The sequence below is a fragment of the Streptomyces sp. NPDC001922 genome (assembly GCF_042891165.1).
Lineage (GTDB): Bacteria > Actinomycetota > Actinomycetes > Streptomycetales > Streptomycetaceae > Streptomyces.
This window is the reverse complement of the sequence record NZ_JBIASV010000014.1, coordinates 220,345-234,608: the sequence shown is the minus strand read 5'-3', so window position 1 is coordinate 234,608 and position 14,264 is coordinate 220,345. Positions and strand designations below refer to the sequence as shown.

Sequence of the window (14,264 nt, the reverse complement as noted above, 5' to 3'; positions counted from 1 at the left end):
GAGCGCTGAAGCGGCGCACACAGCGCTCGGCACGCGTACGGCACCGTCGCACGACGACGGCGATTCCCGCCCCCTGCACCACGGTTGGCCCGGGGCCGGGCGGCCCGCTGCTCCTCGCCCCGCCCGGCTCATCGCGCGGGGAGGGAGGGGCGAGCGGGGCGGCCCGAACCAGGGGCGGGCCCGGCGCCGGGACACCCGGGCCGCCCGCCTCCGGTCCGGGGGTGAACGGGGCTGACGGAGCGGGCCGCGTGGCGTCACCCCGGTTCCCCGCCCCGGGGCGGTCGCCGGTCGGCTTCTCGAACACGACGTGACGAGGAGTGCGGGCGGGCAGTGGATCCATGGGTCCTCCCGAGGCGCGTGCCGGACGTACAGGTGCTCGGACAACGCCCGCGATCAAGGACCCGTCACGGGGAATGCGGGACGAAAGCCCGTACGACAGTTCGGATAGGCGGGTAAGCCCAAGGGGTGTCGCGGGGTGACGCGGGCGGGTCGCGTTCGATTCCCTCGTGAGGGGGCGCCGCACCCCTGAGGGGGATAGCCGGAGCCCCGTGCGGGCATGCTCGCAGGCCCGCCACCGCCCGCGGAAGACCGCGCGCTGCCGTCCGGGCCACCCCCCGGGCGGTCCCGCAGCTCCGCCCCGGCAGCACCGCCCGCGGCCCACGCGGAGCGTGAGGAGCTACGGACCGTGGGTGATGCGCGAGCCCTCCGCGGGCCCCGGATCGAGCCCCGGCTGTGAGCCCCCGCACAGGAGCTGCGTCACGTTCCAACCCCGGTAGTAGGCACCCGAGCCGCTCCCCCTCCCAGGGCAATGCCTCCCCGGCCGAGATCGTGGGGGCTTTGCTGCGTAGTGGGGTAGTACGTCACACCATTGCATCCCGCTCCGGGCCGCCCTAACCATGGCTGACGTTCCGGGGAGCCGAGTGCCGGACGGGTGGTCCCCACCCGCTTCCGACCGCTCCGGCCCACACGCGGAGTCCCGCTCCGCACTCGCCGAACCGACCCCCCGGTCGGCCTCCCCACACGTCCCCTCTGGAGAGGTGCTTCTGCATGACCGCCCACATTCGGACCAGCAACAGCCGCATCGCCCGTTTCCGTAAGCTCTCCGTCGCCGGTATCGCCACCGCCGGTGCCGCGGCCGCGGCTCTCACGCTGGCCCCTTCGCCCGCCCACGCCGCTGAGCCGGCGTCCGCGAGCGCCCCGGCGGCCACGGTCCAGGCGGCCGATGCTCCGGCCCCCAAGAAGGCCAAGAAGACGTACCCCGACAACCTCGACGGCTGGATCAAGCAGTCGCTCGACATCATGAAGGACAAGGGCATCCCCGGCACCTACGAGGGCCTGCACCGCAACATCATGCGGGAGTCCGGCGGTGACCCGAACGCCCAGAACGACTGGGACGTCAACGCGCAGAACGGCACCCCGTCCAAGGGTCTGCTCCAGGTCATTCAGCCGACCTTCGACGCCTACCACGTCGCCGGCACCGCGAACGACCCGACCGACCCGGTCGCCAACATCACCGCTGCCGCCAACTACGCGGCGGACAAGTACGGCTCCATCGACAACGTCGACTCCGCCTACTGAGCCGCAACAGCGCGACAACCGGATCAGGAGCAGCAGCGCCACCAGCTGTCACTCCGACGGTGCTGAACAAGCAGCCCGCCCCCGAGGACTCTCTCCTCGGGGGCGGGCTGTTGGCGCCGTGCGGGACCGGACCGTGCCCCGGTGTCGGCGGACCGGGCACCGTTCCCGGCCCACTGGGCGGAACCGGTGGATGCCCCGGCAGCGCGGGACCACCGTTCGGGCACCCCGCGGGGGCGCCGCTCAACTCGGCTGCGCCGCCGTCTCGGCGGGCTGCTCCGCGGCGGTCTCGTTCCGGATCGGGGCGTAGTACACCGACTTCTGCTGCCGGATGCGCTCCGACGCACCCTGTGCGGCGAGCGTCTCCAGGGCGGTGCGCACCGCGGTGGGGTGGAAGGTGCGCTCCGGGTGCTGCTTCTCCAGCGCCGACGTCACCTCGGCGACCGAGCTCGGCTCGCTCCGCCCGCGCAGGTGGCCGTGGACGAGCTCGCGCAGCGTGGGTCCGGTGCGCTTCCCGCCCTTCGCCGGTGCCTTGGTGCCCGCCGGGGCCTTGGCCTTCGTGGGGGCCTTGGCCGTCTTCCGGCTGCCGGCCTTGGCCTTGACCGCCCGCGGCGCGGTGTCCTTGGCCCGCCGCGCCTTGGGCACCGCGGCGGCCTTCGGCGTCGCCGCACCCGACGACTTCTTCGCGCCGGAAGCCTGTGCCGCTCGCTCGGACCCCAGCGCACCGCGCATCGTCTGCAGCAGCTTGTGGTCCTCCTTGAGCCCGGCGAGCTGGGTCTGCAGCGCGGACAGCTCGGAGTTGATGCGCTCCTGCTCTTCCTCGTTGCGCTCCAGATCGGCGTCGACCCGGGAGGCGTACTCTTCCTTGAGGTTGCTGTGTTCCGGCTGCTCCGGCATGGGTGACCACTCTCCTCGTACTGCCGTTGGTGCCCGGATGCTACTCACCTTTTGTGGCCTGTGAAGGCACAGATCACATATCTACGCCGCGACGGCGTAGTGCGGTGGCAGTCCTCCTACCCCGTCGATGCCTGCCTCAACTGTGGCTGAACAGCACCGATGTCCTCCTCCGGGGCGTGCGACGGCACCGGTCGGGTGGCCGCACCGGGCCGTGCACGTTCCCCCGAACAGGACGGCCCGGGGATGTATGTGCCCATCCACCGCTGTGGTTCCGGTGGTGGTGACCGGTGGTTCCCACCGCTCCTTCCTGCCAGGCTCCCGTCGCCCTGCCCTGGATGTGCCGACGGCGTTGTTGCCGCGGGGGCGTTGAGCGACGGTGTTGCGCGGGGGGTGTTGCCACCGGCAACGGCGCCGGCCCGTGGGACCGGCGAGAACGGCGTTGCCGCGGCGGGCGCAACACCACGGTGCGGGAGGCGGAGTTGCCAGTATCGCCGTTGCCGGGCGCAACACTCCCCGGACGACCCATGCTGTGCCCCATCGCCGGACGGCCGTCCGACGACGAGAGCGGCCGGTGGGCCGGCCGCGAGCCCGGAGAGGGAACTGGTGGAGCGATCACTGTTGTCGCCGAGAGCGGCACGGGTGCCGTCAGGGACGTTGCGGACCGGAGGCCGTCATGGGTGAACTGCGTCCGCTGGCCGACGATCTGGACCACGAGGCGAGGGCCCTGGCACAGGCGCTGCGCGAGCTGTTCGTCGGCCTGGAGGTGTCGGTGCGCCGCTACGCGGCACGACGGCTCCGGGACGCGGGCACCTTCTCGCGGTACCTGAGCGGCACCCGCATCCCGCCCTGGGACGTGGTCATGGACCTCTTCACCGACCTGGCCGAGCACCGCGGGACGGCGGCGACCCCGGAGGCGATCGAACTGGTCCGGGGCCTGCACCGGTCCGCCGTGCAGCACAGCGGATCACCCCGGCACGCCGTGGAACTGCTGGAGCAGCAGCTCGCCGACGCCGACCGGGTGGCCCGGCGGTCCACGGCCCACGGCGACGTCCTGGGCGAGGCACTTCTGGACCGTCGGCACCGCATCGCGGACCTGGAGGTGCGGCTGAGCCAACTGGAGGCGGAGTGGGGCGCGGAGCGGGCACGGGCGGACGCCCTGGCCGCGGCCGCACCGGACCTGGACGGTCTGCTGCGGGAACGCGACACCCTGGAGGTGGAGGTGGGACGGCTGTCACAGGAGCTGAGCGAGGCCCGGCGGCGGCGTGACGCGGCGGAGGAGCGCTGCGAACTGCTCGAACGGCAACTGGAGACCATCGAAGCACCCCAGCAGGCAGCCGGCCACCACGCCCTCGTCCCCGTGCCCGAGTCCGCGCCGCAGACCGTGCCCCGGGTGCTGATCGTGGACGATCAGCCGGACAACCTGCTGGCGATGACCGCGGTGCTGTCCACGCTGGACCAGGAGCTGGTGGCGGTCTCCTCCGGCCGCGAGGCCCTCAAGGCCCTGCTGGACCACGACGACTTCGCCGTGATCATCATGGATGTGCAGATGCCCGGGATGGACGGCTACGAGACAGCGGCGCACATCAAACGCCGCAGCCGCAACCGGGACGTCCCGATCATCTTCCTCACCGCCATGGGCACCGATGCCGAGCACTCGGCCCGGGGCTATGCGGCCGGCGCGGTCGACTACATCGGCAAGCCCTTCGACCCCTGGGTGCTGCGTGCCAAGGTGGCGGTGTTCACCGGCATCTTCCTCGAACGCCGGCTCCACACCCGCTGACCGCGGCTCTCCGATGGCCGGATGCACGTGGCGGCCGGACCCGCAGGCCACGCAAGCATGTTCACCGCGCCCGCGAATACCCCGTCGTGCAGCAGGCGCGAACGGACATGGCGCGACAGTCACCCGAAGGTGTGGAGCGGCGTCCCCAGATCGTGGCCGGGGCGTTTCCTCCGTCGCCACCGGGTGAAAGTGGCTGTTGCTCAAGTGATCCAAATTTCCAGCGTTTCCTGCGTCAGGAGAACGTCATGCATGCTCGAACTTTCCTCAGCGCCGGTGTTCTGGCCACCCTGACCGTCCTCGGCAGCGGCGCCGCCGCCACCGCCGACTCCGGCGCTCAGGGGGCCGCGGCCGGGTCACCCGGCCTCCTCTCGGGCAATGCCGTGCAGGCCCCTGTCTCTGTGCCGGTCAACCTCTGCGGCAATACGGTCGACGTCCTCGCCGGCTGGAACGAGGCAGCGGACAACACCTGCGGCAGCGACTGATCCGCCGTCCCCGGTACCCGATCCGCGCTGTGGCGGGCCCCCGTGACGGGGGCCCGCCACAGTGGTGTCGGCCCCGGTCTCCTGATGCCGCCCTCGCCTGCCGCTTCGCCGTGTCAGAGGAACCGGCGGATCGGCGCCACGGCCGCCTCCCGCACCCGCTGCAGCGCCGGGCGCCGCCGCCACCGGCCCGCGTCGATCGGTTCACTGACCGTCAGGTCCTCGTCGAAATGACGGTCCAGGGTGCCGGTGAACCCTTCGTCCAGGGCGGTGAGCATGACCTCCTCGTCGTGGTCGAGCGACCGGCGGTTGAAGTTGGTCGAGCCGATCAGCGAGGCGACCCCGTCGACGGTGATGACCTTGGCGTGCATCATCGTCGGCCCGTACTCGTGGATCCTGACGCCACTGGCCACCAGCTCCTCGTAGTGGTTCTGGCCGGCGAGCCGGCAGACGCGCTTGTCGGTGTGCGGGCCCGGCAGCAGGATCTCCACCCGCACACCACGCCGGGCGGTCGCGCACAGCAGCTCGATGAAGTAGACGTCCGGCGCGAAGTAGGCGGTGGCGATCCGCACCCGTTCCTCCGCGGACTCCAGCATGACGCGGATCAGCGTCTCCATGTCCTGCCAGCCCACGCTCGCCGAACCGCGCACCACCTGAACGATCGCATCCCCCTGCGGGCGGTGCTCGACGAACCGGTCCCGCTCGTCGAAGAGTTCTTCGTGGCACTCGGCCCAGTTCTGGGCGAACGCGGCGGCGAGCCCGTCCACCGCTGGGCCGCGGACCTGCACGTGCGTGTCGCGCCACTCGTTCTCGTCGCGGGCGTCCCCGCACCATTCCTCGGCGATCCCCACCCCGCCGGTGAACGCCGTCTCCTCGTCGAGCACGAGCACCTTGCGGTGGCAGCGGTGATTCTGCTTGAACGGCGAGAGATGGAGAGGCTTGCGGAACCACGACACCTGCACGCCGGACCGCTCCATCGCCGCCAGCTGCTCCTCCTCGATCAGCCGGCTGCCGAAGCCGTCGAGCAGCAGCCGTACCCGCAGACCGGCGCGGGCCCGCTCGGAGAGGGCCTCGGCGAACCGGCAGGCGATGTCCCCGCGCCAGTACACGAACGTCATCATGTCCACCGTGTGCCGGGCGGAGCGGATGCCGTCCAGCATGGCCGCGAAGATCTCGTCGCCGTTCCGGAGCGGAGTCAGCAGATTCCCCTCGGTCGCGGCTATCCCGATCAGTCGCTCCAGGCGTCGACGTATGCGCTGGATCCGCTCCGCCCCCGGTCTCCCGCTCCGGGTGTCGACAGGGGCGGTCTGCTGCGGAGCTTCAGGGGTCGCGGTCATTCTCGTCACCGTTCGGTCCGGGGTGGGCGGCGCCGCGCGGCCGGTGGGCCGCTGTGACAGCGCGCTGACCCTGAAGGGGATACCCCCGGCCGGACGAATCATCGCTGCGGCCCGCGCCGCACCGCCCCGACCACGGCCACGACCGGGGCGGACGATGGGATCGATCATGGACGGGAGCGACCGGGGCAGTAGTTGATCACCGTGTCGACCATCAGCCGGACGAGAGGCCCTGCCGTGACCGTTCCCGTCACTCCCGAACCCGCCGCCGAGGTCCGTCCGGTCCGCTCGATGCGACAGACCCTGATCCTGCTCGCCCTCTTCGGATGCCTCGCCTGCGGCGCCTGGCTCGCGGTCCGGCGCGGGATGCAGTGGTCGGCGGCGCATCCCGTCCTGGCCGGGGTGCTGCTCCTGGTGGCTCTGCCCGTCCTGGCCGTCTTCGTCCGCGCCATGCCGCGCCCCGGAGCCCTGCGCAGAGCGGCCCGCGCCGGCATGGCCGACGCAGCGGCGGCCGAGTGCGTTCCCGCCGCCTCGCCGGCCGCCGGGCCCGCCGAAGGGCGGGACGGAGCGCTGCGCGGAGCCACCGTCGAGCTGCCCCGCGACGGTGCGGCCGATGCGGAAGCCGTCGGGGCCGTGGACTTCGAGTGCCTGGACGCGGACGCCTTCGAGGAGGCCATAGCCGGGCTCTGTGAGCGTGACGGCTGCCGCGACGTGACGGTGGTGGGCGGCGCCGGTGACCTCGGCGCGGACGTCGTCGCGACCACCCCCGACGGTCGGCGCCTGGTGATCCAGTGCAAGCGGTACTGCGCGACGAACAAGGTCGGTTCGCAGGACCTGCAGCGGTTCGGCGGCACCTGCTACACGGTCCACGAAGCGGACGTCGCGGCCGTCGTCACCACCAGCACCTTCACCGAGCCGGCCGCCGAGTACGCCGGGACCTGCGGCATCCTCTGCGTCGACGCCGCCCTCCTCGCCGCCTGGAGCGACGGCAGTGGAACGGCGCCCTGGCACTGAGGCCCGGCAACCGGGGCTGGCCGGGTCTTCTCGCCCGGGCGCCCAGGGCCCGCGGCCGAAGCTGCGATGCGCCCGTTGCGTACGGCCCCGAACGATGGCGAGCGCATGGCGTGCCGCCCACGGGTCCGGCCGGATCGGCACGGTTTGCGGGGCATGAGTCCGGCCGTCCGAGGCAGGAGAGGGGGAGCGCCCGGTATGCGGGCGATCGATGCGCAGGGGAGGAGACCGTGGACCACACGATGTGGGAGTACCGGCCGGAGTGCGGCACCGCACTGGAGCAGTCGCTGGTGGGATTCACCGTGCACGCGGCCGACGGCGTGATCGGGCAGGTGGACCGTCAGGACACCCGGCCCGGCATCCAGCATGTGATCGTGGACACCGGAATGTGGGTGTTCGGCAAGAGCGTACTGATCCCCGCCGGGGCCGTGGTGCGCATCGACCGCCACGCCCGCACCGTGACCATCGGGAACACCCGCCAGGAGATCAAGGCCGCGCCCCGGTTCACGGTGGACCGCGAGACCACCGATCTCTCGTACCTCTCCGACGTCGGCCACTACTATCTCTCGCTGAACTCCACCTCCGCGCTCTGAGCGGTTCCCGACCGCTCGGAGCGGCCGGCCCGACCGCGGTGACCGCACCGTGGCCGCGGCGCACGCGTGGATGCACGAGGATGTGGCCGCCCGGTGGAGAGGCGGCACGGACACCTCGCGTGCGGACCGCACCCGGCAACGGGTGCGGTCCGCACCATCCGTTCATCCGCGGCCCCGTCCCGGCCCGCACGCGTTCCGTCGGCCGGCCCTTCCGTCCGGCCGCCCGGTCCGGCGGTGCGGTCAGCTCGTCGAGGTCCGCAGTGTGCTGACGAAGTCCCTGATCTTGGCGCTCTCATGTGCGGTGCGCCAACTGACCACCGCCCGGGCCGGGGGCAGCCCGGTCAGCGGGACGAACGCCACGTCGGGGTGGCGGTAGTACTGGGTCAGCGCGGTCGAGGTGGCACAGACATCGCTGCTCGACGCCACCCGGCTGAGCATCTCGTGCTGGGTCTTGACCAGCCGCCCCCGGCGGATGGGCCGTCCGGCCGGAGTCCGCTGGGGCAGGAACCCGTCGCGGATCGCCTTCGGAGCCGACTGCGGCATCTCGACCATGGTGAGTCGGCTCAGTTCCTCGGCGTCGACCGACGCCCGCGCCGCCAGCGGATGGTCGGCCGCCACGGCGAGTACCCGGGGGTACTCGGCGATCACCGGGCCGCTCGTCAGGTCGGGCTCCTCGACGGGCCAGATGGTGACCTGCAGGTCCACTTCCGCCCGGCGCAGCGGTCCGAAATAGTCGCCCCAGCGCGTCTCGGTCATGCTGATCGCCCACTCCGGATGGGTCCGGCGGAAGCCGGCCACCGAGGCGTTCACGGCGCCCGCGAACGGCCCCATGAACCCGATGCGCAGCTCGCGCGCGAAGGCCCGGGTCTCCTCGATGGACTGTTGCAGCCCCTCGAAGCTCGGCTTCGCCCGCTCCAAAAGAAAGTTGCCGGTCGGCGTGAGGGTCACCCGGCGGCTCGTGCGGTCGAACAGCTTGCCGTCGACGCGCCGCTCCAGTGACTGGATGAGCTGGCTCACCCGTGGCCGGGACAGGCCGAGCCGGTCCGCTGCCCGGCCGAAGTGCAGCTCCTCGGCGAGCGTCAGGAACGCTTGTATCTCTCCCAGTTCGGTAAACGTCACTTACCGATCGTACAGAAGATGGGCCTTGATGAGGACGGACCGCTTGGGAACGATGGGATCGCTCCGGTAGGCCCTCCCCACGGGGGAGGGAGGGTCTGCCGACAACTGCGTCGTCCCAGGCCGCGGCAGGTGTTCGCACCGCGTTGCCGAGGGGCGGGGACGGACTCCGGTCCGTTCCGGTCAGGGGCAGGGTCGCCGGATCCCGGTCGAGCGGCCGGTGCCGTGGGGCACCGCGGCGGTGTCCGTCGCGTCGGATTCCTCACCGGACGTCCCGGAGCCGGCCCGGACGCCTTACCGGTCCCGCGGGCCGGGCCGGCCGGTCGCGGCCGGGTGTGCCGGAGCCGGTCCGGAGGGGTCCGGCCCTGCGGCCCGGCACCAGGTGCTGCCGGGCCGGCAACAAACGGGATGCCCAACGGGCCCCGCACCTGCAAGGGTTGGATGTATGACACATGAACCTGTGCGGACGGCGCCGCGGACCGGCGAGGACGGCGCGCCGCTGACCGTCGCCGCTGCCGCGATCGTCCAGGACGGCCGTCTCCTTGTGGTGAGCAAGAAGGCCGCGCCCCACGTCTTCTATCTGCCGGGCGGGAAGCCCGAACAGGGGGAGACCCCGCTCGAGGCGTTGGTCCGGGAGCTGGGGGAGGAACTCGGAGCGGAACCCGTGGAGCCGTCCCTCCTCGCCGAGATCGACGCGATGGCCGCTCTGGAGGAAGTGCCGATGCGGCTGACGGTCTTTCGGGCCGGTCTCAGCCGGCCGCCCGTCCTTGCCGCCGAACTGGCGGACCTGCGATGGATCTCCGGCCACGACAGCGGCCTGACACTCGCGCCTGCCCTCCGTGACCACGTCCTGCCGCTGCTGTACGGCGTCGGCGCCCTCACCGCCTGACCGGTCCGCTCCGGTCCCCGGCCCGTACGGCGCCGCCGCCCTGCACAGCGGGGGAGAGGCGGCTCCGGCAGGCCGGGAGCCGGCCGGAGCCGTGGAGAAACCCGTGCCGCGGGCCCCGCCGGACGGCGCCGCGGGCCGGCGTCGCGGCGGGACGTCCTTCCTCTCGGGGCACGCGCCATGCTCCGCCCTCCTGTCGCGTGCGGCGGAGGTCCCGGCCCAGTCGGCCTACGCCCCGTTCCCTGGCTTGATTTATGCGGTGGAGCGGGAGTCGTCGAGGATCAGGTCGGCCGCCTTCTCCGCGATCATGATCGTGGGCGCGTTGGTGTTGCCCCGCACCAGCGTCGGCATCACCGAAGCGTCGGCCACCCGCAGTCCGCTCACCCCGTGCACCCGCAGCGCGGAGTCGACCACCGGACCCATGGCGCACGTTCCGGCGGGGTGGTAGAGCGTGTGCAGTTCACGCCGGGCGAAGGCGAGCAGGTCGTGGTCGCTGTCCGAGGCCGGCACGCGGTCGTCCGCCCGGCGGTGTGCGCGCAGCGCGGGCCGGCCGGCGATGTCGAGCAGCACCCGCAGCGCCCGCACCGCCGCCGCCCGGTCCTCCTCGGTGGAGAGGTAGCGGTGCAGGATGCGCGGCTTGGCACTCGGCATCGCGGACCGCAGGGAGACTGTGCCGCGGCTGGTGGTGTCCAGCAGGACCGCGCCGTGGTGGAAGGCGTGCCCCGTCGGCCGGCCGAGGCCTTCCTCGTGGAACTGCACCGGCAGCGCGTGGAGTTGGATGTCCGGGGCGTCCAGGCCGTCGCGGGTCCGGAGGAAGCCGCCGACCTCGCCGCCGTTCGAGGTGAGCGGCCCGCGCCCCTCGGACTCCAGCAGGGCGATGTTCTCCGGTGTCTCCGCGGTCCACAGCGACGGGGTGTCGGTGAAGTGGACGAGCGGCAGATGCGGATGGTCCTGGAGGTTCTCGCCGACGGGGAGGTCGGCGCGCGGGGTGATGCCGAGGGCCCGGAGCTCATCGGCGTTGCCGATCCCGGACAGCATCAGCAGCTGCGGGGAGTTGTAGGCGCCGGCCGCCAGCACGACCTCCCGGTCGGCGTGCCACTCCTCCAGCACGCCGTGCCGTTCCGCCTCGACCCCGACGGCCCGTTCCCCGGAGAACAGCAGCCGGGTGCAGTGCGCCCCGGTCAGCACGGTCAGGTTCGGCCGCTCCAGGGCGGGGCGCAGATACGCCTCGGCGGTGCTGCACCGCAGCCCGTTCCGCTGGGTGAGCTCGTAGGGGCCGACGCCGTCCTGCTCGGGCCCGTTGAAGTCGGGGTTGAACGGATGCCCCGCCTCCTGGGCCGCCTCCAGATACGCGGCCATCAGGGGGCTGCGGGAGCGGCCCTCGCTGACGGTGAGCGGCCCGCCGGTGGCGTGCCAGTCGGACGGCCCGGCGTGGTGGTCCTCCGCCCGCAGGAAGTAGGGGAAGACCTCGTCCCAGCTCCACCCCTTGGCCCCGGCGTCGGACCAGGCGTCGTAGTCCCGGTGGTTGCCGCGGATGTAGATCATGGCGTTCATGGACGACGAGCCCCCGAGTGTCCGGCCGCGCGGGAGGTACCGCCGCCGGTCGTCCAGCCCGGGCTCGGGCTCCGAGGTGTAGTCCCAGTCGTACTTGGTGCGGAACAGCCGGCCGAAGGCCACCGGGATGCGGATCTCCGGGGCGTCGTCGGGCGGTCCCGCTTCCAGGAGCAGGACGCGAACGCCCGGGTCCGCACTCAGCCGTGCGGCCAGCACACAGCCGGCCGATCCCGCTCCGACCACGATGTAGTCATGGCTCGCTTCGTGCATCGGGCTTCCCCTCCCGGGTCGATGATGTACCGCGCGGTGTGCCGGCGGTGACAGGCCGACGGTGACGGGGGTGCGGGGCCGGCGCCCCTCCCGTCGTCCGTCCCGGTGCACGGCCGGGCACGAGCCGTGTCCGGTACGGCCCGGTGGCACGACCGCCCATCATGGAGGGCGCCGCCTCGGCGCGGCAGACGGACCGTCGATGTTCGGACACCGGAGCTGTCCCGTTCCCCCCCCGGTCGATCGGCCCGCAGAGCACCGGAGCCCTCTCCGTTTCCGCTGCCCGGCGCGTGCCTCCGGCCACCGGTCGGAAGATCGCGGGCGTGAGGTGCTTCACGGAGGGTATGGGTGGCGGCGGACGGGGTACGCGACCGTCCACTGCCGGGTGTGATACCAAGAACAATGGGTGCAAACCCAGCAGAAACGCATGGTTGAGAAAGGAGGCGACATGTCGTCGAAGCGACGTCGTAAGAAGAAGGCACGTCGTAAGAACGGAGCCAACCACGGTAGTCGCCCCCAGTCCTGAGTGACGGGTTCGACGGGCCCCGGGTCTCCTGCAGGCGCCGCCCGGCGCAGCGGCAGGGACCGGGACCGGACCGGGCAGCGCTGTCCCCGCCACGGTGGAGAGCCGCCCGGCGGGAGCCCCGCGTACGTGGTGTGACGGAGCGGCCGTGCCGACGGATTCTCGTCGGCGCGGCCGCTCCGTGCTGTCGTGCCCACCCGCCGCTCGTGCGGGCGGAAGCGGTCCCGAGCCTCTCCGTCTCGCCGCCCGCAGTGCAGAGGCCCGGCGGGGCGGGACGCGCGTGGCGGGGCCGCATCGGCCCGCCACCGGCCGCGCCGCACCGGAAGTCCGGATCAGCCGGGCGGGTCCGGTCCGCCGGGTGCCGCTCAGGGGGTGAAACGGCGGACGAAGCGTCGCTGCCACGGGGTTTCCACCGCGTGCCGGTCGTAGTTCCGGCGGACGAAGTCCACCGCCTCCCGGGCCGGCACCCCGTCGAGGACGGCCAGGCAGGCCAGCCCCGTACCCGTTCGTCCGCGGCCGCCGCCGCAGGCGATCTCCACGCGCTCCGTCGCGGCGCGGGACCAGGCTTCGTGCAGCACGGCGCGGGCCCGTTCGGGGTCGCTGGGCAGCCAGAAGTCCGGCCAGCGCAGCCAGACCGAGTCCCAGGGAACCTCCGGGGGCCGGGTGCCGAGCAGGTGGACGGCATGGCCGGGAACCGGGCCCTCCGGCAGCGGGCGGCGCAGACCGCGCCCCCGCACCAGGCGGCCGGAGGGCAGCCGCAGGACACCGGCGTCGGAGGCGTTCCAGGTCTCGGTCATGCATCTCACCGTAGTCGCACCGGCCACCCGGTGGCGGGCTGTTCGGCCGGTCCGGCGCAGACGAAGGGGCCTGCCCCCGACCCTCGGGTCACGGGCAGGCCCCACACCGTACCGGGACGGCTACCGCCGGAAGCCGTAGTCCATCAGCTTCTTGGCGTCCGACGTGCGGTTGGCCACCGAGGAGGAGGCGAGGACGGTGCCGATGACCGTCTTGCCGCCCCGGGTCGCGGCGAAGACCAGGCAGTACTTGGCCTCCGGGCCGGAGCCCGTCTTCACCCCGATGGTGCCCGAGTAGCTGCCGAGCAGGTTGTTGGTGTTCGACCACGACATGTAGCGGTAACCGCCGTTGCGCGTGGTGACCTTCTGCTTGGTCGACTTCGTCTTCACGACCGTGCGGAAGGTGGAGTACTTCATCGCGTTGCTCGCGAGCTTGGTGATGTCGCGCGGCGTCGAGTAGTTCGAGCCGTTGCCGATGCCGTCGAACGAATCGAAGTGCGTATTCGTCAGACCGAGGCCCCGGGCAGTGGAGTTCATCTTGCCGATGAACGACTTCACCCGGGCGGACCGGGTGGAACCGCTGCCGAACTTGTCCGCCAGGGCGTAGGCCGCGTCGCAGCCGGACGGGAGCATGAGCCCGTACAGCAGCTGGCGGACCGTGACCTTGTCGCCGACGATCAGATGGGCCGACGAGGCGGTGTTCGCGACGATGTAGTCGCTGTACGCCTTCTGGATCGTGACCTTGGAGTCCAGGTTGAGGTTGGGCTGCGCGAGCACCACCCGGGCGGTCATGATCTTGGTGGTGGAGCCGGTGGAACGACGGGTGTCGGCGCCCTTGGTGAAGAGGGTCTTGCCGGTGCCGTTGTTCATCACGTAGCCGCCCTTGGCGGCGATGGTGGGTGTCGCCAGCGTGGCGGCGGCCTGCGCCGGGGCGGCGAATGCCCCGGCCGACAGGACTGCTCCTGCCGTGACGGCGGCCACGGACACGCCTCTTGTGCCCTTAATGCCGGTTTTCAAGATAAATACTCCAAATGACCCTTTGGAGCGGCACCATGGAATGCCGCTTGCACAGGAGACGCTTGAGACACCCCGAAGGATGTGCTCTCGACGCGGAATTCTTCGGGAATTCCGTGGCGCCGGACCGGTGGTGGCGGAATGCGTACTCCGGCCGCCCGGTCCGGCTCCTCTCCCACCCGGATCACACCATGGTGAACGGGGCTGCCGCGAGAGGCCCGTTCACCATGCGGGGCGCCCGGCGCGTGCGGCCGTGGTCAGCGGCGGGGAACCGTGCGCCCGTCGCGGGCGCGCCGCGGCCGCGTCGGGAGTGCCCCGCGGCGGGGGGGGGGGCCCCCCCCCCCGCCCCCGCGCCCCCCCCCCCCCCCCCCCCGCGGCCGTCGGAGGCCCCCCCCCCCCGGGGGGGGCCGGGGGGGGGGGCCCCCCCGCGGGCGGAAGACC

13 protein-coding genes are annotated in these 14,264 nt (G+C 72.3%); 7 read left to right on the top strand and 6 right to left on the bottom strand.

The genetic code is table 11. The features are described 5' to 3' along the window. Nucleotides 1–1,047: 1,047 nt before the first annotated feature. Nucleotides 1,048–1,578 carry a transglycosylase SLT domain-containing protein gene (locus ACFYYR_RS25910; protein WP_388858152.1) on the top strand — a complete coding sequence of 177 codons (531 nt, stop codon included), beginning with the start codon at nucleotides 1,048–1,050 and terminating at the stop codon, nucleotides 1,576–1,578. 240 nt (nucleotides 1,579–1,818) lie between these two features. On the opposite strand, the gene ACFYYR_RS25905 is transcribed toward ACFYYR_RS25910, so the two are convergent. Continuing rightward, entirely contained in the window at nucleotides 1,819–2,472 is a 654-nt protein-coding gene (locus ACFYYR_RS25905; protein ID WP_388858149.1) for a hypothetical protein, read from the bottom strand. A 673-nt stretch (nucleotides 2,473–3,145) separates the two neighbouring features. Between ACFYYR_RS25905 and ACFYYR_RS25900 the strand changes: the two genes are divergently transcribed. Together ACFYYR_RS25900 and ACFYYR_RS25895 are read left to right on the top strand one after the other, a co-directional pair. Next, nucleotides 3,146–4,252 carry a PleD family two-component system response regulator gene (locus ACFYYR_RS25900; protein ID WP_388858146.1) on the top strand — a complete coding sequence of 369 codons (1,107 nt, stop codon included), beginning with the start codon at nucleotides 3,146–3,148 and terminating at the stop codon, nucleotides 4,250–4,252. Nucleotides 4,253–4,497: 245 nt separating this feature from the next. Beyond that, nucleotides 4,498–4,734 (top strand): chaplin, encoded by a 237-nt coding sequence (locus ACFYYR_RS25895; RefSeq protein ID WP_388858143.1) that lies wholly within the window; start codon nucleotides 4,498–4,500, stop codon nucleotides 4,732–4,734. Nucleotides 4,735–4,847: 113 nt separating this feature from the next. On the opposite strand, the gene ACFYYR_RS25890 is transcribed toward ACFYYR_RS25895, so the two are convergent. After that, on the bottom strand, nucleotides 4,848–6,068 hold the full coding sequence (locus ACFYYR_RS25890) for a phosphatidylserine/phosphatidylglycerophosphate/cardiolipin synthase family protein (RefSeq protein ID WP_388858140.1): 1,221 nt from the start codon (nucleotides 6,066–6,068) through the stop codon (nucleotides 4,848–4,850). 288 nt (nucleotides 6,069–6,356) lie between these two features. Between ACFYYR_RS25890 and ACFYYR_RS25885 the strand changes: the two genes are divergently transcribed. Continuing rightward, complete coding sequence (locus ACFYYR_RS25885) at nucleotides 6,357–7,079, top strand: restriction endonuclease (protein WP_388858137.1); 723 nt, start codon at nucleotides 6,357–6,359, stop codon at nucleotides 7,077–7,079. Nucleotides 7,080–7,318: 239 nt separating this feature from the next. Continuing rightward, the gene (locus tag ACFYYR_RS25880; RefSeq protein ID WP_388858196.1) at nucleotides 7,319–7,669 is read left to right on the top strand and encodes a PRC-barrel domain containing protein; all 351 of its coding nucleotides are present in this window, start codon (nucleotides 7,319–7,321) and stop codon (nucleotides 7,667–7,669) included. Between the two features lie 240 nt (nucleotides 7,670–7,909). Here the strand turns inward: ACFYYR_RS25880 and ACFYYR_RS25875 are convergent, their stop codons facing one another. After that, nucleotides 7,910–8,788 (bottom strand): LysR family transcriptional regulator, encoded by an 879-nt coding sequence (locus ACFYYR_RS25875; RefSeq protein ID WP_388858134.1) that lies wholly within the window; start codon nucleotides 8,786–8,788, stop codon nucleotides 7,910–7,912. Nucleotides 8,789–9,230: 442 nt separating this feature from the next. Here ACFYYR_RS25875 and ACFYYR_RS25870 point away from each other — a divergent pair, with 442 nt between their 5' ends. Continuing rightward, nucleotides 9,231–9,674: an NUDIX domain-containing protein gene (locus ACFYYR_RS25870; RefSeq protein ID WP_388858131.1), complete on the top strand. Its 444-nt coding sequence runs from the start codon at nucleotides 9,231–9,233 to the stop codon at nucleotides 9,672–9,674. A gap of 249 nt (nucleotides 9,675–9,923) precedes the next feature. On the opposite strand, the gene ACFYYR_RS25865 is transcribed toward ACFYYR_RS25870, so the two are convergent. Continuing rightward, a complete protein-coding gene (locus tag ACFYYR_RS25865) occupies nucleotides 9,924–11,495 on the bottom strand; it encodes a GMC family oxidoreductase (RefSeq protein WP_388858129.1) in 1,572 nt (523 codons plus the stop codon). A 445-nt stretch (nucleotides 11,496–11,940) separates the two neighbouring features. Between ACFYYR_RS25865 and ACFYYR_RS25860 the strand changes: the two genes are divergently transcribed. Then, nucleotides 11,941–12,018: a 50S ribosomal protein bL37 gene (locus tag ACFYYR_RS25860; RefSeq protein ID WP_370443954.1), complete on the top strand. Its 78-nt coding sequence runs from the start codon at nucleotides 11,941–11,943 to the stop codon at nucleotides 12,016–12,018. 362 nt (nucleotides 12,019–12,380) lie between these two features. Here ACFYYR_RS25860 and ACFYYR_RS25855 read toward each other — a convergent pair whose 3' ends face one another. Continuing rightward, the gene (locus tag ACFYYR_RS25855) at nucleotides 12,381–12,812 is read right to left on the bottom strand and encodes a protein phosphatase (RefSeq protein WP_388858126.1); all 432 of its coding nucleotides are present in this window, start codon (nucleotides 12,810–12,812) and stop codon (nucleotides 12,381–12,383) included. 120 nt (nucleotides 12,813–12,932) lie between these two features. Next, nucleotides 12,933–13,826, bottom strand: coding sequence for a D-alanyl-D-alanine carboxypeptidase family protein (locus ACFYYR_RS25850; protein WP_388858123.1), 894 nt, complete (start codon nucleotides 13,824–13,826; stop codon nucleotides 12,933–12,935). Between the last annotated feature and the right edge of the window lie 438 nt (nucleotides 13,827–14,264).

Excerpts from the sequence above, each read along its gene's own strand:
- ACFYYR_RS25855 (WP_388858126.1), bottom strand. The coding sequence starts at position 12,812 with ATGACCGAGACCTGGAACGCCTCCGACGCCGGTGTCCTGCGGCTGCCC.
- ACFYYR_RS25910 (WP_388858152.1), top strand. The coding sequence starts at position 1,048 with ATGACCGCCCACATTCGGACCAGCAACAGCCGCATCGCCCGTTTCCGT.
- ACFYYR_RS25900 (WP_388858146.1), top strand. The coding sequence starts at position 3,146 with ATGGGTGAACTGCGTCCGCTGGCCGACGATCTGGACCACGAGGCGAGG.
- ACFYYR_RS25870 (WP_388858131.1), top strand. The coding sequence starts at position 9,231 with ATGACACATGAACCTGTGCGGACGGCGCCGCGGACCGGCGAGGACGGC.
- ACFYYR_RS25895 (WP_388858143.1), top strand. The coding sequence starts at position 4,498 with ATGCATGCTCGAACTTTCCTCAGCGCCGGTGTTCTGGCCACCCTGACC.
- ACFYYR_RS25885 (WP_388858137.1), top strand. The coding sequence starts at position 6,357 with ATGCGACAGACCCTGATCCTGCTCGCCCTCTTCGGATGCCTCGCCTGC.
- ACFYYR_RS25880 (WP_388858196.1), top strand. The coding sequence starts at position 7,319 with ATGTGGGAGTACCGGCCGGAGTGCGGCACCGCACTGGAGCAGTCGCTG.
- ACFYYR_RS25905 (WP_388858149.1), bottom strand. The coding sequence starts at position 2,472 with ATGCCGGAGCAGCCGGAACACAGCAACCTCAAGGAAGAGTACGCCTCC.
- ACFYYR_RS25890 (WP_388858140.1), bottom strand. The coding sequence starts at position 6,068 with ATGACCGCGACCCCTGAAGCTCCGCAGCAGACCGCCCCTGTCGACACC.
- ACFYYR_RS25865 (WP_388858129.1), bottom strand. The coding sequence starts at position 11,495 with ATGCACGAAGCGAGCCATGACTACATCGTGGTCGGAGCGGGATCGGCC.
- ACFYYR_RS25860 (WP_370443954.1), top strand. The coding sequence starts at position 11,941 with ATGTCGTCGAAGCGACGTCGTAAGAAGAAGGCACGTCGTAAGAACGGA.